17 protein-coding genes are annotated in these 22,225 nt (G+C 71.2%); 15 read left to right on the top strand and 2 right to left on the bottom strand.

What is annotated here, in order from left to right; translation table 11 throughout:
• Nucleotides 1-134 precede the first annotated feature (134 nt).
• A complete protein-coding gene (locus ACFQUZ_RS06570) occupies nucleotides 135-1,712 on the bottom strand; it encodes an FG-GAP repeat domain-containing protein (protein WP_377438894.1) in 1,578 nt (525 codons plus the stop codon).
• A 360-nt stretch (nucleotides 1,713-2,072) separates the two neighbouring features.
• Between ACFQUZ_RS06570 and ACFQUZ_RS06575 the strand changes: the two genes are divergently transcribed.
• The 6 genes from ACFQUZ_RS06575 to ACFQUZ_RS06600 all read left to right on the top strand — a co-directional run bounded on the left by ACFQUZ_RS06575 (nucleotide 2,073) and on the right by ACFQUZ_RS06600 (nucleotide 10,431).
• Complete coding sequence (locus ACFQUZ_RS06575) at nucleotides 2,073-5,216, top strand: BTAD domain-containing putative transcriptional regulator (protein WP_377438897.1); 3,144 nt, start codon at nucleotides 2,073-2,075, stop codon at nucleotides 5,214-5,216.
• Nucleotides 5,217-5,328: 112 nt separating this feature from the next.
• The gene (locus tag ACFQUZ_RS06580; protein WP_377438899.1) at nucleotides 5,329-5,919 is read left to right on the top strand and encodes a hypothetical protein; all 591 of its coding nucleotides are present in this window, start codon (nucleotides 5,329-5,331) and stop codon (nucleotides 5,917-5,919) included.
• Nucleotides 5,920-6,064: 145 nt separating this feature from the next.
• Complete coding sequence (dnaG, locus tag ACFQUZ_RS06585; protein ID WP_377438901.1) at nucleotides 6,065-7,945, top strand: DNA primase; 1,881 nt, start codon at nucleotides 6,065-6,067, stop codon at nucleotides 7,943-7,945.
• A gap of 2 nt (nucleotides 7,946-7,947) precedes the next feature.
• Entirely contained in the window at nucleotides 7,948-8,595 is a 648-nt protein-coding gene (locus tag ACFQUZ_RS06590) for a hypothetical protein (RefSeq protein ID WP_377438903.1), read from the top strand.
• 142 nt (nucleotides 8,596-8,737) lie between these two features.
• Nucleotides 8,738-9,385, top strand: a complete 648-nt coding sequence (locus tag ACFQUZ_RS06595; protein WP_377438905.1) for a PadR family transcriptional regulator — start codon at nucleotides 8,738-8,740, stop codon at nucleotides 9,383-9,385.
• A 182-nt stretch (nucleotides 9,386-9,567) separates the two neighbouring features.
• Complete coding sequence (locus ACFQUZ_RS06600) at nucleotides 9,568-10,431, top strand: alpha/beta fold hydrolase (protein ID WP_377438907.1); 864 nt, start codon at nucleotides 9,568-9,570, stop codon at nucleotides 10,429-10,431.
• Nucleotides 10,432-10,446: 15 nt separating this feature from the next.
• Here ACFQUZ_RS06600 and ACFQUZ_RS06605 read toward each other — a convergent pair whose 3' ends face one another.
• Nucleotides 10,447-11,040, bottom strand: coding sequence for a TetR/AcrR family transcriptional regulator (locus ACFQUZ_RS06605; RefSeq protein ID WP_377438910.1), 594 nt, complete (start codon nucleotides 11,038-11,040; stop codon nucleotides 10,447-10,449).
• 72 nt (nucleotides 11,041-11,112) lie between these two features.
• Here ACFQUZ_RS06605 and ACFQUZ_RS06610 point away from each other — a divergent pair, with 72 nt between their 5' ends.
• From ACFQUZ_RS06610 to ACFQUZ_RS06650, 9 genes are all read left to right on the top strand, one after another.
• Nucleotides 11,113-11,685, top strand: coding sequence for a dihydrofolate reductase family protein (locus tag ACFQUZ_RS06610; protein ID WP_377438913.1), 573 nt, complete (start codon nucleotides 11,113-11,115; stop codon nucleotides 11,683-11,685).
• 133 nt (nucleotides 11,686-11,818) lie between these two features.
• Nucleotides 11,819-12,949 carry a YihY/virulence factor BrkB family protein gene (locus ACFQUZ_RS06615; protein ID WP_377438916.1) on the top strand — a complete coding sequence of 377 codons (1,131 nt, stop codon included), beginning with the start codon at nucleotides 11,819-11,821 and terminating at the stop codon, nucleotides 12,947-12,949.
• 156 nt (nucleotides 12,950-13,105) lie between these two features.
• Nucleotides 13,106-14,284, top strand: coding sequence for an ROK family protein (locus ACFQUZ_RS06620; protein ID WP_377438918.1), 1,179 nt, complete (start codon nucleotides 13,106-13,108; stop codon nucleotides 14,282-14,284).
• A gap of 119 nt (nucleotides 14,285-14,403) precedes the next feature.
• The gene (locus tag ACFQUZ_RS06625; protein WP_377438920.1) at nucleotides 14,404-15,954 is read left to right on the top strand and encodes a sugar ABC transporter ATP-binding protein; all 1,551 of its coding nucleotides are present in this window, start codon (nucleotides 14,404-14,406) and stop codon (nucleotides 15,952-15,954) included.
• A gap of 55 nt (nucleotides 15,955-16,009) precedes the next feature.
• Complete coding sequence (locus ACFQUZ_RS06630; protein WP_377438922.1) at nucleotides 16,010-17,179, top strand: ABC transporter permease; 1,170 nt, start codon at nucleotides 16,010-16,012, stop codon at nucleotides 17,177-17,179.
• Nucleotides 17,180-17,274: 95 nt separating this feature from the next.
• The gene (locus tag ACFQUZ_RS06635; protein ID WP_377438925.1) at nucleotides 17,275-18,348 is read left to right on the top strand and encodes a substrate-binding domain-containing protein; all 1,074 of its coding nucleotides are present in this window, start codon (nucleotides 17,275-17,277) and stop codon (nucleotides 18,346-18,348) included.
• A 35-nt stretch (nucleotides 18,349-18,383) separates the two neighbouring features.
• Entirely contained in the window at nucleotides 18,384-19,592 is a 1,209-nt protein-coding gene (locus tag ACFQUZ_RS06640) for a Gfo/Idh/MocA family protein (RefSeq protein ID WP_377438928.1), read from the top strand.
• Nucleotides 19,593-20,097: 505 nt separating this feature from the next.
• Entirely contained in the window at nucleotides 20,098-21,243 is a 1,146-nt protein-coding gene (locus tag ACFQUZ_RS06645; RefSeq protein ID WP_377438930.1) for an inositol-3-phosphate synthase, read from the top strand.
• Nucleotides 21,240-22,187, top strand: a complete 948-nt coding sequence (locus tag ACFQUZ_RS06650; RefSeq protein ID WP_377438932.1) for an SCO3242 family prenyltransferase — start codon at nucleotides 21,240-21,242, stop codon at nucleotides 22,185-22,187. The genes ACFQUZ_RS06645 and ACFQUZ_RS06650 overlap by 4 nt, the downstream gene beginning before the upstream one ends.
• Nucleotides 22,188-22,225: the final 38 nt, after the last annotated feature.

The raw sequence follows: 22,225 nt of genomic DNA on the forward strand, positions 1-22,225 counted from the left end.
ACCAGGATGGTACGAACCCGGATGGCAACGGCACCGGACGCGGACCAGTCACGCAGACGTGGGGCCGCCGGATATCCGACGGCCCCACGCTGTATGTGGCGAATCATCGGGTGGATCGCTGTCCGGTGGATCGGCTACCAGCTGCCGAGGACCATGCGGCCGCCGACGCGGTCGAGGTTGTAGCTGCCGGAGGTGTACCAGCGGCCGAGGCTGGTGAGTCCGTTCTTCCAGACGTAGAAGCCGAAGGTGCCGTCGGTGAGTTGGTAGGCCTGGACGATGTCGGCTTTGCCGTCGTTGTCGACGTCGGCGGCGGCGACGCGGTCGTCGACGTTGGACAGGGCCCAGGAGCCTTCGCCTTCGTAGTCGGTGGTGCGGGTGAAGTTGCTGCCGGTGGAGGTCCAGCGGTAGATGGTTTGGGTGGCGTTGCCGTTGTCGCGGATGAGCGCGGGTTCGGCTTTGCGGTCGCCGGTGAAGTCGGCGACGACGAGGCGGCCGGCGACGGGGCCGAGGTTGAAGGGGCCGGAGGTGTACCAGCGGCCGAGGCTGGTGAGTCCGTTCTTGAAGACGTAGAAGCCGAAGGTGCCGTCGGAGATCTGGTAGGCCATGACGATGTCGGCTTTGCCGTCGCCGTCGACGTCGTCGGCGGCGACCCGGTTGCCGACGTTGGCGAGTTGGAAGGCGCCTTCGCCGTCGTAGTCGGTGGTGCGGGTGAAGCTGCTGCCGGTGGAGGTCCAGCGGTAGATGGTCATGGTGGCGTCGCCGTTGTCGCGGATGAGGGCGGGTTCGGCTTTGCCGTCGCCGGTGAAGTCGGCGACGACGAGGCGGCCGCCGACGGTGTTGAGGTTGAAGGGGCCGGAGGTGTACCAGCGGCCGCGGCTGGTGAGGCCGCCGTCGAAGACGTAGAAGCCGAAGGTGCCGTCGCCGAGTTGGTAGGCCATGACGATGTCGTCGGTGCCGTCGCCGTCGACGTCACCGGCGGCGACCCGGTCACCGACCTGGGACAGCTGGAACGACCCCTCACCCTTGTAGTCGGTGGTGTGGGTGAAGCCGCTGCCGCTCGAGCGCCAGCGGTAGATCGTCTGGGTGGCGTCACCGTCGTCGTACGCCAACGCCGGGGCCGTCCGCTCGCCCTTCACCTCGTTGGTCAGGCCGGTCCGCCGGATCGGCTTGTACGAACGCAGGTCGGAGGCGCTGTTGAAGCCGAGGTTGCCGAAGTTCGTCCGCTTGGTGGGGTTCTGAACGGTCTCGCCGTTGCTGTTGAAGGAGTAGACGTAGGCACCCTTGCTGTGGTCGTTCTTGTCCGCCCAGTACGCGAACAACTCCATGTGGCCGGTGCGCACCATGGCGTCCCCGGCCTGGAACTCGTCGATGCTGCCCAGGGTCTTCCAGCGCGAGTTGCTGCCCTGGAAGTTGCTCGTGACATAGCTGGTGTTCAGGTGCCAGGCCATCGACACGAGGCCGGAGCAGTCCCGGCGGTACGTCTTGGAGCCGCCCGGGTCGGTGGCCCAGGTGCCCGTCTGGGTGTACGTGATGCCCCGGTCCACCCAGTTCTGGGCGCGCGACATGATCTCGCTGCGACCGATGGGGCCGTCGACCACTGATGCCTCGACGGGATCGGGGGAGAGGCCGACAAGGCCGCCGGCGGTAATTACCAACATGCCGATCATGGCGACCGATCTGCGGGTGAGGGAACTGCGGAGGATCCGCTGCACGATTGTTCCTTTCGTTGTTAGGGCCCGGGATGACCGCGGCGCCGGTGGTGGCGTGCGATGGGCATTGGCTGGAACGGATGGGACGGGTAGAGTCCGCGGCGCAGGATCAACTGGAGACCGGCCCTTTCGAAGCTGGTCCCGGTGCGATTCCTTATGTGGTTGTGAGTTCGTTGCCTTTCTCTCGATGTGCGCGGAGGTGGAAAGAAGAGGCGGATCCGGAGCAGTGGTCGAGCAGTCCGGGTGTTTCCTGCGAAGACTTTCGCGGGCGGACTCGGTAGCGAACCTGAACGGATCCTTGACGTTTCCAAACGGCCTGGTTACAGGGCGGCATGACGGGACTACGGACGCGGGGGCGATGCCGTGGAACTACGTGTACTCGGCGAGATGCAGGTCCTGGTGGACGGCCAGGTGTTGGATCTGGGCCCACCGAAACAGCGGCTGGTGTTCGCCGCGCTCGCCATCGACGTGGGTCGCAACGTGCCGATCGAGGTGCTTGTCGACCGGGTTTGGGACGACACCCCGCCGGCCGACGCCCGAGGCGTTCTCTACACCTACCTCACCCGGATCCGCCGGATCCTCGCCGCGCCGGGCGAGGCGACGGCAAGACCGGTCACCGTGAGCCGTGGCCACAGCGGGTATCTGCTGGAGGCTGATCCGGATCGGGTCGACCTACACCGATTACGCCGGCTGGCCGGGCAGGCGCAGGAACTCGCCGAGGATCACCCCGACCGGACCGTAATGCTGCGCGAGGCGATCGATCTGTGGCGCGGTGAACCGCTCGACGGCCTGCCGGGTGGCTGGGCGGAGCGGGTCCGGGAAGGGCTGCGCAAGCACCTCGTCCAGGTCCTGCTGGACTGGGCCGACAGCGAGATGCGACAGGGTCACCCCGCGCGCGTCGCCGACCGCCTCGCGCAGGCGCTGGACCGCAGCCCGCTCACCGAGCCGCTCGTGCTGAACCTGATGCGGGCCCTCCTGTTCAGCGGCCGCCGGGCTGAGGCGCTGGCTCTGTACGCCCGGACCAGGACGCTGCTGGCCGACGAATTGGGTGTCGAGCCCGGTGCCGAGCTGCGGGAGCTGCACCGGGACATCCTCCGGGACAACCTGCGTCGCCCCGTGGTGGCGGCCGTCCGGGCGTCGACGGCGGAGCCGCCCGCGCCGCCCGAGCCGGAGCCGGCGGGTCCACCGCGAGCCGGGGCACCGGGCTGCCAACTGCCTGCCGACCTGCCCGACCACATCGGTTGCGAACCCGAGATCTCGTGCGCGCTCAGCGTGTTGCAACCGGCCGGTCGGGCGGCCGACGGCACGGCGGGACCCGTCGTCATCCTGTCCGGCCCCGGCGGGGTGGGGAAGACCGCGCTCAGCGTACGGCTGGCGTACCTGCTGCGGCGTTCCTATCCGGACGGACAGATCTTCGTGACGCTGGGTGGTCGCAACGGCGACTCCGTCGATGCCCTGGACCGGGTGCTGCGCGCACTGGGCGTGCCGAACGTCCAACAGTTGCGGACGATGGAGGACAAGCTCGGTCAGTACCGTTCGATGCTCAGCGGTCGTCGCATCCTGATCGTGCTCGACTCCGCGGCGAGTGCCGAGGAGGTCCGGCCGTTGGTCCCTGGCGGGCCGGGGAGTGCCCTGATCGTGTCCAGCCGGGCGATGCTCACCACCGTTCCCGGTGCCGAGCACATCGAGGTGCCGCTGCTGACCCGGGCCGACTCGATGGCCCTGTTGGAGCGCATTGTCGGGGTGGAACGTGTCGTCGCCGAACCGGAGGCGGCGACCGAACTGGCCGGCATGTGCGCCGGCCTGCCGCTCGCCCTGCGCATCGTGGGAGCCCGGATCGCCGCCCGGCGGCACCGGCGGATCGCCCGTCTCGCCGACCGGATGCGGGACGAGCGCGGCCGACTGGACGAAATGGCGGCGGACGGGCTGGCCGTACGGGTCAGTGTCGGGATCGGCTACCAGGCACTCGAACCCGCGGTCCGCAAGGCGTTCCGGCTGTTGGGCTTCCTGGGGGCGACTGATTTCTCTGGCTGGCTCGCGGCGGCGTTGACCGGCCACAGCCTCGACACCATCGAGGAGTTGCTGGAGCAGTTGTGTGACGCCCGGCTGGTGACCGCCATGGTGGACCCGACGAGCCAGGTGCTCCGTTACCAGATGCACGACCTTGTTCGACTGTTCGCCCATGAGCGTGCCGTGGCGGAACACACCGACGGTGACCTGCGCGCCGCGGTCGCCCGGGTGCTGATGGCAGGTACGGAACTGTGTGAACGGCTGGGTCAGCGGTTGCCGTACGCCGTACCGCCGCTCTATCGGCAGGCGCCGATGCCGATCGACCTGGAACCGGCGGTGCTCGCCGCGGACCACTCGCGTGCCGGTTGGTTGGAGACGGAGGCCCCGTGCCTGATCGCGGCCGTCGAGCGCGCCGCGGACCTGGGTCTGGACATCGCCGCATGCGCGCTGGCCGACGCGCTTGTCTTCGCGTCCTTCGCGGTGCGTAACGATTTCCTGGGCTGGAACCGGACCCACGCGGCGGCGCTGACTGCGGCGCGTAAGGCCGGTAACGCGGTCGGGGAGGCCGTCATCGCGTGCGGCATCGCCCTGCTGCGCTACAAGGAGGACCGCTTCGTCGCGGCGGAGCGGAGCTTCCGCGACGCCGTTGAGCTGTTCGACGCGGCGGGGCACGAGCACGGCGCCGCGGCGGCGCGCAACGGTCTCGGCACGGTGCTGCGCGAGGTGGGCCGGCATCGGGAGGCCGTTCCTCTGATCACCGCCGCCGCGGACACGCTGTCCCGCCTGAACGACGAGAACGGTGCCGCTCACGCGGTTTACGGACTCGGACACTGCCACCGCGAACTCGGCGAGGACGAGGTCGCCCTGGCCCGGCTGACCGAGGCGATCGACCGTTACCGGGCATTGGGGAACTGGCGGGGCGAGGCGATCGGGGATCGCGGGGTCGGCATGGTGCACCGGGCGAGGGGCGAGCTGGCGGAGGCGGAACGCTGGTGCGCGCGGGCACACGAGGTGGTGACGGGCCACGACGAGGCGCACCTCGCCTGTTACACCATGCAGGCGCTGGCCAAGGTCTGGTTCCGCCAGGGTGATGTGGCGCGACCCCTGGAGCCGTTGGACCGTGCCCTGCGCACCTGCCGCCGGTTGCACGACAAGTTCGGCGAGGCATTGGTGCTGCGGACGATCGGGGAGTTGCACCTCGCGGGAGGGCGGCCGGACGAGGCGTTCGACACGCTGACCGTCGCGTACGACTCATGGCGGGTAATGGACCACGACCTGGGCATGGCGCGGACGCTGCGGGATCTCGGCGCGGTGCATGCCGCCCGGAACGACGTCACCGCGGCGCACGCGGCGTGGGAGGCGGCGGCGTCGACCTTCCGGCGGCTGGGCACCCGGGAGTATGCCGAGGCACCGGGTTGGCACCGTCGCTGGGGATGCGGATGCGTGCCCGCCGACCCGGTGCCGTCCGCCACGAACGTCGTCGTCAACCCCCGCTGAACCCCTCCCACCGGCGCTTTCAGGTTTTGTTCAGATCTTCCGGGGGTCTCCCTCCTAGCGTCAGCCACAGCCCGGTCCGCTCCGGCCGGCGCATCACGGACGGGAGAACATGATGATCATCCGACGAGGCGGCCTGCTGGCCCTTGCGGTTGGCCTGACCGTCGCGGCGGCGGCGTGCGGGCACGACACATCGGCCGGGGAGACGCTCGGGACCGCGCCGGCGCCGACCGCCACGATCGACGGCGGGTCGTCGGCCGCACCGGCACCGGACGGGACCGGCGCGCCGGTGATGCCGGACGGGTCCGGCGTGCCAGCCGGGTCCGCGGCGGTGCCGGGGCAACCCGCGGCCCCCGGTGGAGCCGTCCCGCCGGTACCGTCCGCCACCCAGCCGACCAAGCTCGCCGCTCTCCCGCCGACGGCGGACTCCGATCCGTCGTGCCGCCCACCCGTGCTGCTCGAGGCCACCGAAGCGGCACTGACCACGACGAGCCTGGCGCGGGTCGAGGTACTCGGCTGCCGCGGCGGCGTCGCCCGGTTGCTCGCGGTCACCGACCCGGAGTCCGAGATCCCCGGAGGCAACCAGGTGTTTCTCCGCCTGGACAAGGGAATCTGGCGGGTCGCGGGACGGGTCTCGTCCGGCACCGACTGCGGCGATCCCCACCTGACCACCGATATCCGCTCGATCTGCACCGGGCTGGCCTGACGGCGGGTGGACGGGTCGCCGGCGCGCCCCGGAAGGACGGTCCGTCGGCCTGCCGCCCGGGGGTGGACGGTTCGCTGGCGACACCCCGACCCCGGGTGGGCGAGATCGCCGACACAGGGCAGGATGGGGGTCGAGGGGGTGGGCAATGGCGGGACGGATCCGGGACGAGGACATCGCACTGGTCCGGGAGCGCACCTCCATCGCCGACGTCATCTCCGAGACGGTCACGCTCCGGCCGGCCGGTGGCGGCAACCTCAAGGGGCTGTGCCCGTTCCACGACGAGAAGTCGCCGTCTTTCAACGTCTCCCCGGCCCGCAACGTCTGGTACTGCTTTGGCTGCGGCCTCGGCGGGGACGCCATCAAGTTCCTGATGGACGCCGAGCACCTGACGTTCGTCGAGTCGGTGGAGCGGCTCGCCGCCCGCGCCGGCATCCAGTTGCGGTACGTGGAGGCCGGTCCGGCCCCGGTCCGCGCCCAGCAGGGGCAGCGGCAGCGGCTGGTCGCCGCGCACGCGGCGGCCGTCGAGTTCTACGCCGATCAGCTCGGCACGGCCGGCGCCCGACCGGCTCGCGAGTTCCTCGCCCAGCGTGGGTTCGACCGGGCGGCGGCGCTGCGGTACGGCTGCGGGTTCGCACCGGACGGGTGGGATCCGCTCACCCGGCACCTGCGCGGGCGCGGGTTCACCGGGCCGGAGCTGATCACCGCCGGGCTGTCCCGGGAGGCGCGGTCCGGTTCGCTCATCGACCGGTTCCGGCGCCGGCTGCTCTGGCCGATCCGGGAGCTGAGCGGCGACACCATCGGGTTCGGGGCGCGCAAGCTTTTCGACGACGACGACGGACCGAAGTACCTGAACACGCCGGAGACGCCGATCTACAAGAAGTCACATGTGTTGTACGGCGTCGACCAGGCCAAACGGGAGATCGCCAAGCAGGGCCGGGCGGTGATCGTCGAGGGGTACACCGATGTGATGGCGTGTCACCTGGCCGACGTTCCGGTGGCGGTGGCGACCTGTGGCACGGCGTTCGGCGCCGACCACATCGGCGTACTGCGTCGGCTGCTGATGGACACCGACGGCCGGGACGGCGAAATCATCTTCACCTTCGACGGGGACGCGGCGGGGCAGAAGGCGGCGTTGCGCGCCTTCGAGGAGGACCAGCGCTTTGTCGGGCGGACCTTCATCGCGGTCAGCCCGGACAACATGGACCCCTGCGAGTTGCGGCTGGCCAAGGGGGACACGGCGGTCCGCGACCTGGTCGCCCGTCGGGAGCCGCTTGTCGACTTCGCGATCCGCCAGGTGATCAGCCGGTACGACCTGGAGACGGTCGACGGTCGGGTGGAGGCGATGCGCCGGGCGGCGCCACTGGTCGCCCGGATCAAGGACCGGGAGAAGCTGTCCGAGTACGTCCGGAAGCTGGCTGGCGATCTGGGCATGGAGATCGAGCCGGTGCAGCGGGCGGTGGCGTCGTCCGGGGCGGATCCGGGGCGTGCCTCCCGGGGTTCGGCGCGCCGGTCGCCCGACCCGGTGGCGGTCCGCCGTCCCGAGCCGTCCGTCGACAGCCCGCAGTCGCTTGTCGAGCGGGAGGCGTTGAAGCTGGCTCTCCAGGTGCCGGTGCTGGCCGGCCCGATGTTCGACGCGCTGGACGCGGTGGTGTACCTGCACCCCGTACACCAGGCGGTGCGGGCGGCGGTCGGCGTGGCGGGTGGCGCGACGGCGGCGACCGGCGGTGCGGTGTGGATCGAGTCGGTCCGCGACGCATGCGCTGACCTGGCGGCGCAGGCCCTCGTCGGTGAGTTGGCGGTGGAGCCGCTGCGGATCGACGGTGAGCCCGACCCCCGGTACGTCTCGGTGACGCTGGCCCGGCTGGAGCTGGGCTCGGTGACCACCCGGGTGCGGGAGCTGAAGTCCAAGATTCAGCGGATCAACCCGGTGGCCAACAAGGACGAGTACTTCGCCCACTTCGGCGAGCTGCTCTCCCTCGAACAACACGCGCGGGCGCTGCGCGAGCAGGCCGCGGGAGGGTGGTAGGAGTGCGTCTGTTCCGGCGTACGCCGAAGCTGCCGGCGGACCGGCGGCCGCCGCTGGACCCGGAGGAACGGGTGCTGGCCTGGGCGGTGGTGGACCGGCAGGCGGGCACCGTGGTGGCCACCAACCGCGGCCTCTGGCTGCCGGAGCCGGTTGGTCCCTCGACGGAGCCGGTTGGTCCCTCGACGGTATCGGAGCCGGTGAAGCTCTCGACGGTGTCGGCGCCCGGGGGGCCGGAGGCGACCGCCGGCCCGGTGGCCGGGTCGCGACGGTGCGGCTGGCACGAGGTGCACAAGGCGGTCTGGTCCGGCCGCGAGCTGACGGTGACCCCGGCCGAGCGGATCGCCGAGCGGGACGGCTACCAGGTGGTGGCCGACCTGCCCGCCCGGACGTTTCTGCTGCTGGAGCCGGGTGAGTTGCCGGAGCAGGTGCGGGCCCGCGTGACGAAGTCGGTGGCGTACACCGCGCACCACCGTCTCGACGGCGGTGGCGTGCGGGTGGTCGCCCGCCGGGTGAGCGGGGTGGACGGGCTGACCTGGACGGTCCGCTACGACCCCGGCACCCCGCCCGACGACCCGTCGGTAATCGCGACCACCGACGCCCTGATCGTCGCCGCTCGCGCCGAGCTCCCCACCGCCCCATCGTCGAGTTGATCAAGAGGTCCGCGTCACGGATCGCCGGCACGGTTGACGCGAATCTCTTGATCACCGGGGAGCAACGGACAGGCCTAGAACCCTATAGTTGACATCGACTATTTGGGCCCGGATAGTTGGCATCAACTATCCAGGGGGCGCGATGGCCGAGCGGCGGGCGGTGGGCAATCCGTTGGCCCTCGCCGTGCTCTGCTACCTGAGCCAGCGCCCCATGCATCCGTACGAGTTGAGCCGCACGTTGCGCGACAACGGTGACGACCGGAGCATCAAGTTCACCCACGGCTCGCTCTACATGGTGGTGCAGCAGCTCTCGCGGGCCGGATTCGTCGCCGAGCGGGAGTCCGTTCGCGACGGCGCCCGGCCGGAGCGCACCGTCTACGCCCTCACCGCGTCCGGCCGGGTCGAGCTTCGCGACTGGCTGCGCGACCTCGTCGAGCAGCCGCGACACGAATATCCGCAGTTCGTCGGAGCCCTGTCGTTGATCGGCGCATTGCCGCCCGACGAGGTGGTGGAGCTGCTGGACCGGCGGCTGCGCCGGTTGGCCGAGCGGCGCGCCGAGATCAGCACACTGATCGACGATTCGCGCGCCCGCGGAGTGCCACCGCTGTTCCTGGTCGAGGAGGACTACCGGCTCGCGTTGCTCGACGCCGAGGAGACGTTCTGCCGCGACTTCCGGGCCCGGATCACCGACCCGGAGACGGGTTGGGCGCCGGAGTGGGCCCGCCGGCATCGACGCCGCGACACCGACGACGGCGCGTCGGCCGTGGACCGGAAGGGAGGGGACGACTGACCGGCGCGGGCCTCGCGAGGTGCGCCAACACCCCGCGAGGCCCGCGAAACCCGGGACCGAGACCCGTGGGCGGATCCCCGGCCACCAGGTGGCACCTGAAAGGTTAGCTGGGCGTCCGCTCCCGGACCGGTCCGACATCCGGCCGGCCACCGCCGGCCGGTCGAGCACCCATGGGAGCAGGCATGTTGACAGAGATACGCACCGGCTCGGTGCCGTCCCGGGACGGCACCACCATCGGATACCGCAGGCAGGGCGCCGGACCGGGGCTGGTGCTGCTGCACGGCGCGATGCAGTCGTCGCACAGCCACCGGGACCTGGCGTCGGTGCTCGCCGACGCCTTCACCGTTTACCTGCCGGATCGCCGAGGACGGGGCCTGAGCGGCCCCCACCCTCCGGCGGGCGACGTCCTCCGTACCGAGGTCGACGACCTCGCCGCGCTTATCGCGGAGACCGGCGCGGAACGCGTCTTCGGTGTCAGCTCGGGAGCGCTTGTCGCACTGTGTGCGGCGCTGGAGGTGCCCGCCATCCGGCGGTTGGCCGTCTTCGAACCGCCGCTGTATCCGGCGCGTGACTCCCCGGCGGCCGTGCTTGAGCGGTTCGACCGGGAGTTTACGTCGGGCCGGCTACCGGCCGCGATGGTCACCGCCATGCTGGCCGCCGAGATGGGTCCGGCGCTGTTCCGGCGGCTCCCGCGTCGGCTGCTGGAGCGGCTCACCGCGCTCGCGATGGCGCAGCAGGACCGTCGGCCGGTCGACGGGATGATCCCGATGCGGCGGCTGGGGCCGACGTTGCGTCACGATCTCGGGGTCGTCACCGAACTGGCCGGCACGGTCGAGCGGTTCCGGCCGCTCGGCATCGAGGTGCTGCTGCTGGGTGGCGGGCGTACCCGGCCATACCTGAAACGTGCGTTGGACGACCTGGCGCGGGTGTTGCCGCTGGCCCGGCGGATCGAGCTGCCGGGCCTCGACCACGGGGCGACCGGGAACTCCGACGAACGCGGGCGGCCGGCGGTGGTGGGCGAGGAACTGCGCCGGTTCTTCGGCTGACGGTCCGCGGCGCGGTCAGCCGGCTTCGTCCGCCGGCTGACGGCCGCCGACCAGCCGGTGCACCAGGGCGGACACCACCTCGTCCGGGTCGGTGTCCGCGCCGATCGAGGTGGTGAGCAGGTCGAGCAACAACCCGTCCATGGCGTAGTGCAGCAGCGCCAGTTCGAACGGCCCGCCGGGAAGGCCGCTGCCCCGGTGGAAGGCGATGTCGTCCGCGTACCCGCGGCGGAGCTGGTCGCCGAGCGTCTCGGCCAGCGTCGGGTTGCGAGCCGCCTCCAACCGCAGCTCGATCAGGGCCCGGGTCAGGTCCGGCTGCCTGGTGGTGCGGTCCAGAACGTGGCGCAGGTAGTCGACGAACAGGTCCAGGGACGGCGGGCGTCCGGCCAACCGGGCAAGCACCGCGTCGTCCGGAGCGAACCGCTCGAAGATCCGGCTGCCGAGGCCGCCGAGCAGGGACTCCCGGGTCGGGAAGTAGTTGGAGGCGGTCCCGATGGGCACCCCGGCCTCCGTGTCCACCGCGCGGTGGGTGAGACCTCGGGCGCCGGCCGTCGCGAGCACCCGCAGACCCGCGTCCGCGAGCAGCGCCCGCCGCGCTTCGTTCTTCGCCATGACCTCAGGGTAGCAGTAACCACGACGCCTGTTGTACATTCAACCACGACAGCAGTTGTGATTGGAGATACGATGCGAGACCTCGTTTACTACGTCGCCAGCAGCCTCGACGGCTTCATCGCGGGGCCGGAGGGGGAGTTCGACTTCTTCCCGTTCGAGGGCGGTCTCAAGGCGTACGTCACCAGCACCTACCCGGAAACGTTGCCCACGCCCTACCGGGCGGCAGTGGGACTCGACGTGCCGAACGCCCGTTTCGACACGGCGATCATGGGTCGGGGCACCTACGAGCCGGGCCTGCGGGAGGGTTTCACCAGCCCGTACGCCCACCTGCGGCAGTACGTGTTCAGTCGGACGCTGCCGGCGGCGCCAGACCCCGAGGTGACCGTGCTGGCCGACGATCCGCTGCCATTCGTCCGCGAACTGAAGCGACAGGAGGGGCAGGACATCTGGTTGTGCGGCGGCGGGACGCTGGCCGCCGAGTTGCTGCCGGAGATCGACGAGTTGTGCGTGAAGCTGAACCCGGTGGTGGTCGGCGCCGGGATCCCACTGTTCACCCGGAGCTTCGAGCCGTGGCGGTTCACAATCACCGAGACCCGGCCGTTCGACACCGGCGTGGTGCTGCTGCGGTACCGGCGGACGTCCTGATCCGGGCTGGCGGGATTACCGCCGGCACCCGTGGGGCATTGACCCGGACGGGTCCGACCAACGCGGCGTTTCGCCGTACCGCCGGCGGCAACCTCGCCGGCGTGGCCGGACGCATCCGATTCGAGGAGGGGCGATGGCCGCGGACAACGCCGAGCGGCGCGGGAGCGCCACCGAGCCCGTCGAGCGCCGGGCCGACGCTACCGAGGGCGGGCGGGATGAGGGGGGCCGCCTCGGCCGGCTCTTCGGCGGCCGGGACCGCCACCGGGACGACGACCGGCCGGCCGGCTCCGCCGACGATGAGCACGGTCCGGCCGGGCCCGAGGACGGCCCGGACAGTCCGGCCGACCTGCCGGGCACCTCGGTCTGGTCGGCGCTCAAACGGACCGGCAAGGAGTTCCAGGACGACAACCTGACCGACTGGGCGGCCGCGCTCACCTACTACGGCGTGCTGTCGCTGTTTCCCGCGCTGCTCGTGATGGTCTCGGTGCTCGGCCTGCTCGGCGACCAGACGGTGCGGGACGTGAAGGACACCATCACCGACCTGGTGCCGCAGCAGGAGACCAGGACCATCATCGAGAACGCGATCACGCAGGTCTCGGAGAGCCCCACCGCCGGCCTGGTGGCGATCTTCGGTCTGCTCGGCGCGTTCTGGTCCGCGTCCGGTTACATCGGCGCGTTCATCCGTGCCTCGAACTCGATCTACGACGTGCCGGAGGGCCGGCCGATCTGGAAGACGATGCCGCTGCGTGTGGCGGTGACCGCGCTCGTCGGGGTGATGGTGTTGGCCAGCCTCCTGATCGTGGTTTTCACCGGCAAGTTCGCCGAGCGGGCCGGCGAGGCGCTGGGCCTCGGCCAGACGGCGGTGACCGTATGGGACATCGCCAAGTGGCCGGTGCTGCTGGCCCTGGTCAGCCTCACCTTCGCGGTGCTGTACTGGGCCGCGCCGAACGCCCGGCACGGGGGATTCCGGTGGATCACTCCCGGTGGCGTCTTCGCGGTCGTGCTCTGGGTGGCCGTCTCCGGCGGGTTCGCCCTGTACGTGTCGAACTTCGGCTCGTACAACAAGACGTACGGCGCCCTGGCCGGTGTGATCATCTTTCTGGTCTGGCTGTGGCTGACCAACCTGGCCATCCTGCTCGGCGCCGAACTCGACGCGGAACTGGAGCGGAGCCGGGCGATCGCGGCTGGCCTGCGGCCGCCGGACAAGGAGCCGTTCGTCGAGCTGCGCGACGACCGAACGCTACGTAAGCATGACGAGAAGTAGACCGTCCCCGACCTCGGGACCGGCTTTCGTTCGGTTGGACAAAAGTTAGCTACGGTCTGGCTAAAGGTCTTTACAGCGGTACGGAACCCTCCTACTGTGTCGGTCACCACATCGATGTTCATGTCGATGGTCTGACGGACTCGGAGGTGAGCCGGCGTGCGTACCGCCGAGCCCCTGCACCTGCGGCTGCTGCGGCTGCTGCGCGACGAGGGGGCGGTCTCCCGCGCGGAGCTGGCCGATCGGCTGTCGATCCCCCGGCCGCGACTGCTCGCCGAGCTGGAACGCCTGGTGGCGGCCGGTTACGTGGCCGAGGCCGGCCTCGCCGCCTCGCGCGGGGGCCGGCGCTCCACTCTGGTCGAGTTGAACCCGGAACTCCGCTTCGCCGCCATCGACCTGGGCGCGAGTTCGGTGGACGTCGAGGTGGTAAACGGTCGACTGGAACCGCTGGCCGCCTATACCGAGCCGGCCGACATCCGGAACGGTCCCAAGGTCATCCTGGCCCGGGTCAACGACCTACTGGCCAAGGCCAAGGTGGACGGTGTCTACCGCCGGCTGGACGCGATCGGTGTCGGCGTGCCCGGTCCGGTCAGCTTCCGCGACGGGGTGCCGGTCTCCCCGCCGATCATGCCGGGCTGGGACCGCTACCCGGTCCGTGAGCTGCTGACCCGGGAGCACGGCTGCCCTGCCGTGGTGGACAACGACGTAAACATCATGGCGATCGGGGAGCGACACGGTGGAGTCGCGCACTCGGTCGACGACTTCCTCTTCGTCAAGATCGGCACCGGCATCGGCTGCGGCATCTATCTCGGCGGCGAGGTCTACCGGGGCACCGACGGATGCGCGGGCGACATCGGCCACATCCAGGTCGACGCGCACGGTCCGATGTGCTCGTGCGGCAACGTGGGGTGCCTGGAGGCGTTGTTCAGCGGTGCTGCGTTGGCCAAGGACGCCACCGCGGCGGCCCGCGCCGGGACGTCGCCGGCGCTGGCCGAGCGACTCGCCACCACCGGCGCGGTCTCCGCCCGGGACGTGGCCGAGGCCGCCGTCGAGGGGGATCCGACCTGCATCCGGCTGATTCGCGACGGCGGTCGGCGGGTCGGCGGCGTGCTGGCCGGCCTGGTCAGCTTCGCCAACCCGTCGATGATCGTCATCGGCGGTGGGCTCGCCCAACTGGGCCACATCCTGCTCGCCGAGATCCGCAGTGTGGTCTACCGGCGCTCCTTGCCGCTGGCCACCGGGAACCTGCCGGTCGTGCTGTCCGAACTGGGCCCGCGCGCCGGGGTGGCGGGTGCGGCGGTGCTGTCCAGCGACACGGCATTCGGGGAGGCTCAGTGAGAGCGCGAGGAGTGAGCCGGGTTTGCGAGCCCCGCAGTCGCGAACGGAAGGTGGCTCAGTGAGAGCGCGAGGAGTGAGCCGGGTTTGCGAGCCCCGCAGTCGCGAACGGAAGGGTCGCTGTGAGCGCGAGGAGTGAGCCGGACACGGTTCCCGGTGAGGTGGTGTTGCGGCTCACCGACGTGGTGAAGACGTTCCCCGGGGTCCGGGCGCTGGACGGCGTACGGCTGGAGGTGCGAGCGGGCGAGGTGCACTGCCTGCTCGGTCAGAACGGCGCCGGCAAGTCGACTCTCATCAAGGTGCTCTCAGGCGCGCACCGGCCGGACTCCGGGCACATCGAGTGGCGCGGTGCCCCGGCGACCTTCGTCGGTCCGCAGGCGGCGATGCGGTCCGGGATCGCCACCATCTACCAGGAACTCGACCTCGTCGAGGATCTGTCGGTGGCGGAGAACGCCTTCCTCGGCCACGAACCGCGCAGGCTGGGCTTCGTCCGCCGCGTCTTCATGGCGCGGAAGACCCGCGACATCCTCGCCCGTCTCGGTCACCCGGAGATCCCGCCCAACCGCATGGTGCGGTCCCTACCGGCCGCCGGCAAGCAGGTGGTCAGCATGGCGCGGGCGTTGTCCCACGACGCGCGCCTCATCATCATGGACGAGCCGAGTGCCGTACTCGCCCATGACGAGGTGGGCAACCTGTTCCGCATCATCCGGGAACTGACCGCCCAGGGAATCGCGGTCATCTACATCTCCCATCGGCTCGAGGAGATCCGCGAGATCGGCGACCGGGTCACCGTCCTCAAGGACGGCCGGACGACCGCGGCCGACCTTCCGGCCCGGGACACCCCGACCCGCGACCTGGTGAGCCGGATGACCGGGCGCAACATCGAGTACGTCTTCCCGAACCGGCCGGCGGACGAGCCGTTCGGTGCCGAACTGCTGCGGGTCGACGGCCTGAGCCGGCCCGGCGAGTTCTCCGACGTCTCGCTGCGGGTCCGCGCCGGTGAGATCGTCGGGATCGCGGGCCTTGTCGGGTCCGGCCGATCCGAGCTGCTGGAGACGATCTTCGGCGCGCGCCGGGCGGCGAGTGGTTCGGTCCGGGTGGCCGGTCGGGCCGTTCGTCCGGGAAGTGTCTCCGCCGCCGTACGGGCCGGCATGGGAATGGCGCCCGAGGAGCGCAAGAGTCAAGCGCTGCTGCTCGGCGAGCCGATCTACCGCAACGTCACGTTGGCGACGTTCGGCCGGTACGCCCGCGCCGGATTCACCGACGCGGGTAGGGAACGCGCCGAGGCCGACCGGATCGCCGCCTCGCTGGACCTGAGGCCCAGGGACGTCAGCCGACCGGTACGCACACTGTCCGGCGGCAACCAGCAGAAGGTGGTGGTCGGCCGGTGGCTGCTGGGCGATGTCCGGCTGCTGCTGCTGGACGAACCGACCCGGGGCGTCGACGTCGGTGCCCGCGCGGAGCTTTACCAGGTGATCCGGGCGCTCGCCGACAGCGGAGTCGGGGTCCTGCTGGTCTCCAGTGAAGTGCCCGAGGTGCTCGGACTGGCCGACCGGGTGCTCGTCATGCGGGAAGGCCGACTGATCCACGAGGCACCCGCCGGGGACCTCGACGAAGACACCGTTCTCGACCTCGTGATGGCGGGGTCGCTGATGGAAGGGGCGCCGGCGTGAGGTGGACGGCCGCGACGGCGACGCATACGACAGCCGCGACGTTGGGGGAGTGGGCATGAGCGAGGGCGCGCCGACGGCCGTACCGGAACGGGAGGGACTGCCCGCGCAGTCGCCGCCGGCCGCACCGGACGCGACGACCGGTTCGGCCGGGGCCGGCACGCCGGCAGCCGGCGGGGCGGCCACCGGCGCGGTGGTGACCGGTCGGGCCGACCCGGCCCGGCTCGGTTGGCTGCGCGGTGACGCGAGCGAATCGATGTGGCGCAACCTGGGGCTGCTCGGCGTGCTCGTCGTGCTGATCGTCATCGGTGCCGCGACCCGTCCGGACCTCTACGGCAACTCCGCCTGGGTGTGGGACAACATCCTGTCGATCCTCAAGCTGGCGTCGGTGATCGGAGTGGTCACCGTCGGCATGACGTTCGTGATTATTGGTGGTGGGATCGATCTGTCGGTCGGCGCGATCGTGGCCCTGGCCGGGGTCTGGTGCACCACCCTGGCGACGCAGAGCTACGGCGCGGGCGGCATGATCTTCTGCGCTCTCGTCGTGGGGGTCTGCGTCGGCCTGGTCAACGGCACGCTTATCGCGTACGGCCGGTTGGTGCCGTTCATCGCCACCCTGGCCATGCTGGTCGCGGCGCGGGGGCTGGCCGCGGAGATCTCCAACAAGCAGACCCAGGTTTCCAGCAACACCTCGATCAATGCCATCGCGAGCGACAAGATTCTCGGCATCCCGCTGCTGGTGTACATCCTGGCGCTGGTGGTGGCGGCCGGTTGGGTGCTGCTCAACCGCACCACCTTCGGTCGGCGCACGGTCGCCGTCGGCGGCAACCCGGAGGCGGCCCGGCTGGCCGGCATCAACGTCCGGCTGCACACTCTGTTGCTGTACGCCCTGTCCGGGCTGTGCTGCGGCATCGCGGCCATCATGCTGACCGCCACGGCGAACTCCGCCCAGGCCGGCATGGCCAACCTGTACGAGCTGGACGCGATCGCCGCCGCCATCATCGGCGGGACGCTGCTCAGCGGCGGGCGGGGCACCATCATCGGTTCCCTGCTCGGTGTGATCATCTTCGCGACGATCACGAACCTGTTCGCCATCAACGGACTGTCGACCGAAAGTCAGAACATGGTCAAGGGCGGCATCATCATCGCCGCCGTCCTGATCCAGCAGTTCCGCTTCCGGTCCCTGACCCAATTCCTCGCCCGGAACAAGGCCCTCACCACGACCTGACGCATCGCGACTGCGCACCTGGTGACGGCCCGTCGGGCCGCCGCCGGGTCGGTCACACCCAGATATCGCCCATCAGCAGAGCCCAGGAGGTCGTCATGACCCAGCACGAATCGTCCCGGCCGGTCCGCGATCCATCACGTCGCCGCCTGCTGTTCGGCGGCGCCGCGCTCGGCGCCGGCGCCCTGCTCACCGCCTGCACCAGCAATTCCGAGGGGCCGAGCGCCGCGCAGACCGTGGGCGCCGGTGCCGGGGCCAGCGGCAACGCGTCGCCCGGCAAGAAGGTCGTCATCGGCTTCTCGGCGCCGGCGGACGACCACGGCTGGATCGGCGCCATCACCAACAACGCCAAGGCGCAGGCCGGGGCGTACTCCGACGTGGAGCTCAAGCCGGTCGCCGCCGGCGCGGACGCGGCGGCCCAGCGGTCCGCGCTGTCCACCCTGATCTCGCAGAAGCCGGACGTGATCGTCCTGCTGCCGTTCGACGGCAAGGAACTCAACGCCTTCGGCCTGGAGGCGATGCAGGCCGGCATCCCCGTGGTCAACCTGGACCGGGCCTTCCCGGACGCCCGTGCCTACCGGCTGCAGATCAAGGGCGACAACTTCGGAATGGGGGTCGCCGCGGCGACCTACATGATCGAGCAGTTCAAGGCCAAGGGCATCAGCAACCCGATCATCGGTGAGATCGCCGGCATCGACGAGCTGGAGCTGACCCAGGAACGATCGAAGGGTTTCCGGGACACCCTCGGGGCCGCCGGCTTCAAGGTGGCGAACCGGCGGGCGGCGCGGTTCACCGTGGACTCCGGTCAGCAGGAGGCAGCGCAGCTGCTCCAGGCACTGCCCAAGATGGACGCGTTGTGGAATCACGACGACGACCAAGGCGTCGGCGTGCTCGCGGCCATCAACCAGGCCAGCCGCAAGGAGTTTTTCATGGTTGGTGGTGCCGGTTCCAAGAAGGCCATCGAGGACATCCAGTCGGACAGCACGGTTCTCAAGGCGACGGTGACCTACAGCCCATCGATGGCCTCCTCGGCGATCTCGCTGGCCCGGCTGATCGGTCAGGGGCGCGGGATGGCCGACCTGGTGGAACTCCAGGTGCCCAAGGAGATCGTGCTGGCCTCGGAGACCATCACCAAGGACAACGCGGGCGACTACGTGAAGCTCGGATTCTGACGTACGGGGGGAGACCCACCTTGTCCAGTCCAGACATGCAGCTACGGGTCGGCATGGTCGGCTACGCGTTCATGGGCGCCGCCCACTCGCAGGCGTGGCGCACCGTGAACCGGGTGTACGACCTGCCGGCACGGGCCCGGATGGCGGTGATCTGCGGCCGGGACTCCTCGCGGGTCGCGGCGGCCGCCGACCGGCTCGGCTGGGAGGGCCACACCACCGACTGGCGGGACCTCGTCAACCGGGACGACATCGACGTGGTCGACATCTGTACGCCCGGAGACAGCCACGCGGAGATCGCTCTCGCCGCCCTGGCCGCCGGCAAGCACGTGTTGTGCGAGAAGCCACTGGCCAACACGGTCGACGAGGCACGTGAGATGACCACCGCCGCGGCCCGGGCGCGCGGCGACGGGATCCGCTCGATGTGCGGCTACAACTACCGCCGGGTGCCGGCCGTGGCGCTCATGCGCCAACTCGTGGCGGACGGTCGGATCGGCACCATCCGGCACATCCGGGCCTCGTACCTGCAGGACTGGATCGTCGACCCGCAGTTCCCGCTGGTCTGGCGGCTACGCCGGGAGGTGGCCGGGTCGGGCGCGCTGGGTGACATCGGCGCGCACATCATCGACCTCACCCAGTACGTCAGCGACCAGCGGATCACCGGGGTCAGTGCGGTCACCGAGACGTTCGTCCGGCAGCGGCCGCTGCCCGCCGAGTCGAGTGGCCTGAGCGCCACGGCGGACGGGCACGGTGCCCCGGCGGAGATGCCGACCACCGGCGAGGTGACCGTGGACGACGCGGCGGTGTTCGTCGCCCGGTTGGACGGCGGGGCGCTGGCGACGTACGAGGCCAGCCGGTTCGCCACCGGCCGCAAGAACGCGCTGCGGGTGGAGATCAACGGCTCGCTCGGCGCCGTGGCGTTCGACCTGGAACGCCTCAACGAACTGGAGTTCTACGACGCCACGCAGCCGAGCCCGGAGCAGGGGTTCCGCCGCATCCTGGTGACGGAACCGGAGCATCCGTACCTGTCCGCCTGGTGGCCGCCGGGCCACATCATCGGGTACGAGCATTCGTTCACCCACCAGGCCCGGGACTTCCTGACGGCGATCGCCACCGGGGCCGACCCGGCGCCGTCGTTCGCCGACGCGTTGCAGGTGCAGGTGGTGCTGGACGCGGTGCTGCGCTCGGCCGAGCGCGGCTCGTCCTGGACGGAGGTGGAGCCGGCCCTGGCCCCGGTCGCGGCCTGACCACCGACGGCGGGGTGGACAGCCCCGCACACCGGAGGACCGGTCACCTGTTGGCCGGTCCGCCGGTTCATCGCTCGCCGGCGGGACCGGCGAGGGCCGGTCGCGGTTGCGCCCCGCGGCCGGAATGCGGTCCCACCGGTCGAGGCGTACCGCCGTGGTGGCGCGTACGCGGGCCGTCGGGTGCGGCCGGTCCGGGAATCCGAGCCCGGCCGCACCGGACGGAAGCAGGTTCGTCAAGGAGGTGCGCCCGCTCACGACGTCGAAGACGCGGGGGAGGCAAGGCCGCGACGCCGACTGGCCTTGCCTACCGGGTCCCGTCCGCCCGATCCGGGCCGGGAAGGAAGGCGGTCCGGTGGCCGCCGACTCCGGCACCGCCGACCGTCCCGGTCCACTCGGCCGGGCGGGCGGGGCCACCTTCGTCGCCTATGGATCGTGTGACATCGATTGACGATCCGGGTGCACTTTGGAAGGTTGGAACCCAGTTCCCGGACCACGAGGAGCGGACATGGCGACCGGAGTGTGGCTGATCGGAGCACGCGGATCGGTGGCCGTGACGAGCGTCGTCGGGGCGTTGGCGCTGCGCGCCGGCCTGGCGGAGCCGACCGGCTGCGTCTGTGAACTGCCCGCCCTGCGCGGCCTGACCCTGCCCGGCCTGGGTGACCTGGTGTTCGGCGGTCACGACATCGTGGACACTCCGCTGTCCAAGCGGGCGGACGAACTCGCGGCGGCCGGGGTGCTGCCGGGCCGGTTGGTCACCGCGGTCGCCGGCGACCTGCCCACGGTGGCGGAGGCCCTCCGTCCGGTGCCGGCGGGTCGGTGTCAGTCCGAGATCGCCGACGGCATCGCGGCCGACATCATCGCCTTCCGGGACCGGCACCACCTCGACCGCGTGGTGGTCATCAACGTGGCGTCCACCGAGGCGGTGCCCGTGCCGCGGTCGGCGCACGCGGACCTCGCGGCCCTGCGCGCCGCCCTCGCTCGGCCGGGAGCCCCGCTGCCACCGAGTTCGCTGGCCGCGTACGCGGCTTTCACCGCTGGCTGTCCCTTCGTCGACTTCACCCCGTCCACCGGTGCCCGGCTCCCGGCGTTGCACGAGTTGGCGACGAGCAGCGGGTTGCCGTACGCCGGCAACGACGGCAAGACTGGGGAGACGCTTGTGAAGTCGGTGCTCGCCCCGATGTTCGCGATGCGGAACCTGACCGTCCGGACCTGGTCGGGGACGAACCTGCTGGGCGGCGGGGACGGAGCCAACCTGGCGGATCCGGCGGCCAACGCCGCCAAGACGGCCAGTAAGCAACGGCTGCTGGCGGAGATCCTCGGCTACCAGCCGCAGGGCACCACCCGGATCGAGTACGTCGACGACATCGGCGACTTCAAGACCGCCTGGGATCTGATCACGTTCACCGGTTTCCTCGGCACGTCGATGCGGCTGGAGTTCTCCTGGCACGGCTGCGACTCGGCACTGGCCGCCCCGCTGGTGCTGGACCTGGCCCGGATCACCGCCGCGGCGCACCGGGCCGGACTGAGCGGGCCCCTCGCCGACCTGGCCTTCTTCTTCAAGGACCCGCTCGGCGCCACGGACCATTCGCTGGCCGAGCAGTGGGCGGCGCTGTGCGGGCTGGTCCGCCGGGTCGGGGCAGCGTCCAGGTGACGCCGGCATGGGGCGACCTCGCGGACCTCGTCCGGGCGCCGGCGGCGCTGTCGGTGCCCGGCGACGTGGCCGCGGGCGCGGCCGCGGTGGGAGCGGGTGGTCCCCGCGCCGTCGGTCTGGCCGGTGCCTCCGTGCTGCTGTACTGGGCCGGCATGGCGGCCAACGACTGGGCCGATCGCCGGCTGGACGCCACCGAGCGGCCGGAGCGACCGATCCCGAGCGGGCGGGTGGCTCCGGCGGTGGCGCTCGGGGTCGCGGCCGGTCTCACCACCGTCGGGGTGGCGCTCGCTGGCCTGGTTGGTGGCCGGCGGTCGCTCGCGGTCGCGGTGCCGCTCGCGGGGGCGGTGTGGGTCTACGACCTGGTGGCGAAGGGTGGCCCCGCGGGCCCCGCGGTGATGGCGACCTGCCGCGGGCTCGACGTGCTGCTCGGTGCGAGTCTCGGGCGCCGGGCCGGTCTCGGGCGCCGGGCCGGGATGCTGGCCGCGGTGCCGGCGGCGGTGACCATCGGGGCGCACACCTGGACGGTGACGGCGTTGTCCCGGCGCGAGGTGTCGGGGGCGGACCGGTGGTTGCCGGTGGCCACCCTCGGCGGCACCGCTGTGGTGGCCGTGAGCGCGGTCGCGACCCGGTGGTCCCGGGACCTCGCGGTCGCGGGCGGGCGAGCGGTGCCGTCCGGCGGGACAGGATTCCGGAGGAACCGGTCGGCGGCATTGCCGGCCGCGCTGGCCTCCTGGTACGCGGCCCGGTACGGTGCCGCGCAGGCCAGGGCGGCCGTCGATCCGGTGGCTCCGCGGGTCCGGGACGCGGTCGGCGCGGGCATCACCAGCCTGCCGGCCCTCCAGGGCGCCCTGGCGGCCCGGGCTGGTGCCGGCCTGCTCGGGCTCGCGGTGGCCGCCGCAGCGCCGCTGGGCCGCCGGCTCGCTCGCCGGATGTCGCCGACATGACCGGCCGGGCTGCCGACACGACGGGCCGGGCTGCCGAC

Source organism: Plantactinospora sp. GCM10030261, from assembly GCF_042666615.1.
Classification (GTDB): Bacteria; Actinomycetota; Actinomycetes; order Mycobacteriales; family Micromonosporaceae; genus KBS50.

What these genes read in the sequence shown, in the direction of transcription:
- ACFQUZ_RS06580 (WP_377438899.1), top strand. Translation starts at nt 5,329, where the DNA reads ATGATCATCCGACGAGGCGGCCTGCTGGCCCTTGCGGTTGGCCTGACC.
- dnaG (WP_377438901.1), top strand. Translation starts at nt 6,065, where the DNA reads ATGGCGGGACGGATCCGGGACGAGGACATCGCACTGGTCCGGGAGCGC.
- ACFQUZ_RS06595 (WP_377438905.1), top strand. Translation starts at nt 8,738, where the DNA reads ATGGCCGAGCGGCGGGCGGTGGGCAATCCGTTGGCCCTCGCCGTGCTC.
- ACFQUZ_RS06600 (WP_377438907.1), top strand. Translation starts at nt 9,568, where the DNA reads ATGTTGACAGAGATACGCACCGGCTCGGTGCCGTCCCGGGACGGCACC.
- ACFQUZ_RS06605 (WP_377438910.1), bottom strand. Translation starts at nt 11,040, where the DNA reads ATGGCGAAGAACGAAGCGCGGCGGGCGCTGCTCGCGGACGCGGGTCTG.
- ACFQUZ_RS06610 (WP_377438913.1), top strand. Translation starts at nt 11,113, where the DNA reads ATGCGAGACCTCGTTTACTACGTCGCCAGCAGCCTCGACGGCTTCATC.
- ACFQUZ_RS06615 (WP_377438916.1), top strand. Translation starts at nt 11,819, where the DNA reads ATGGCCGCGGACAACGCCGAGCGGCGCGGGAGCGCCACCGAGCCCGTC.
- ACFQUZ_RS06630 (WP_377438922.1), top strand. Translation starts at nt 16,010, where the DNA reads ATGAGCGAGGGCGCGCCGACGGCCGTACCGGAACGGGAGGGACTGCCC.
- ACFQUZ_RS06635 (WP_377438925.1), top strand. Translation starts at nt 17,275, where the DNA reads ATGACCCAGCACGAATCGTCCCGGCCGGTCCGCGATCCATCACGTCGC.
- ACFQUZ_RS06640 (WP_377438928.1), top strand. Translation starts at nt 18,384, where the DNA reads ATGCAGCTACGGGTCGGCATGGTCGGCTACGCGTTCATGGGCGCCGCC.
- ACFQUZ_RS06645 (WP_377438930.1), top strand. Translation starts at nt 20,098, where the DNA reads ATGGCGACCGGAGTGTGGCTGATCGGAGCACGCGGATCGGTGGCCGTG.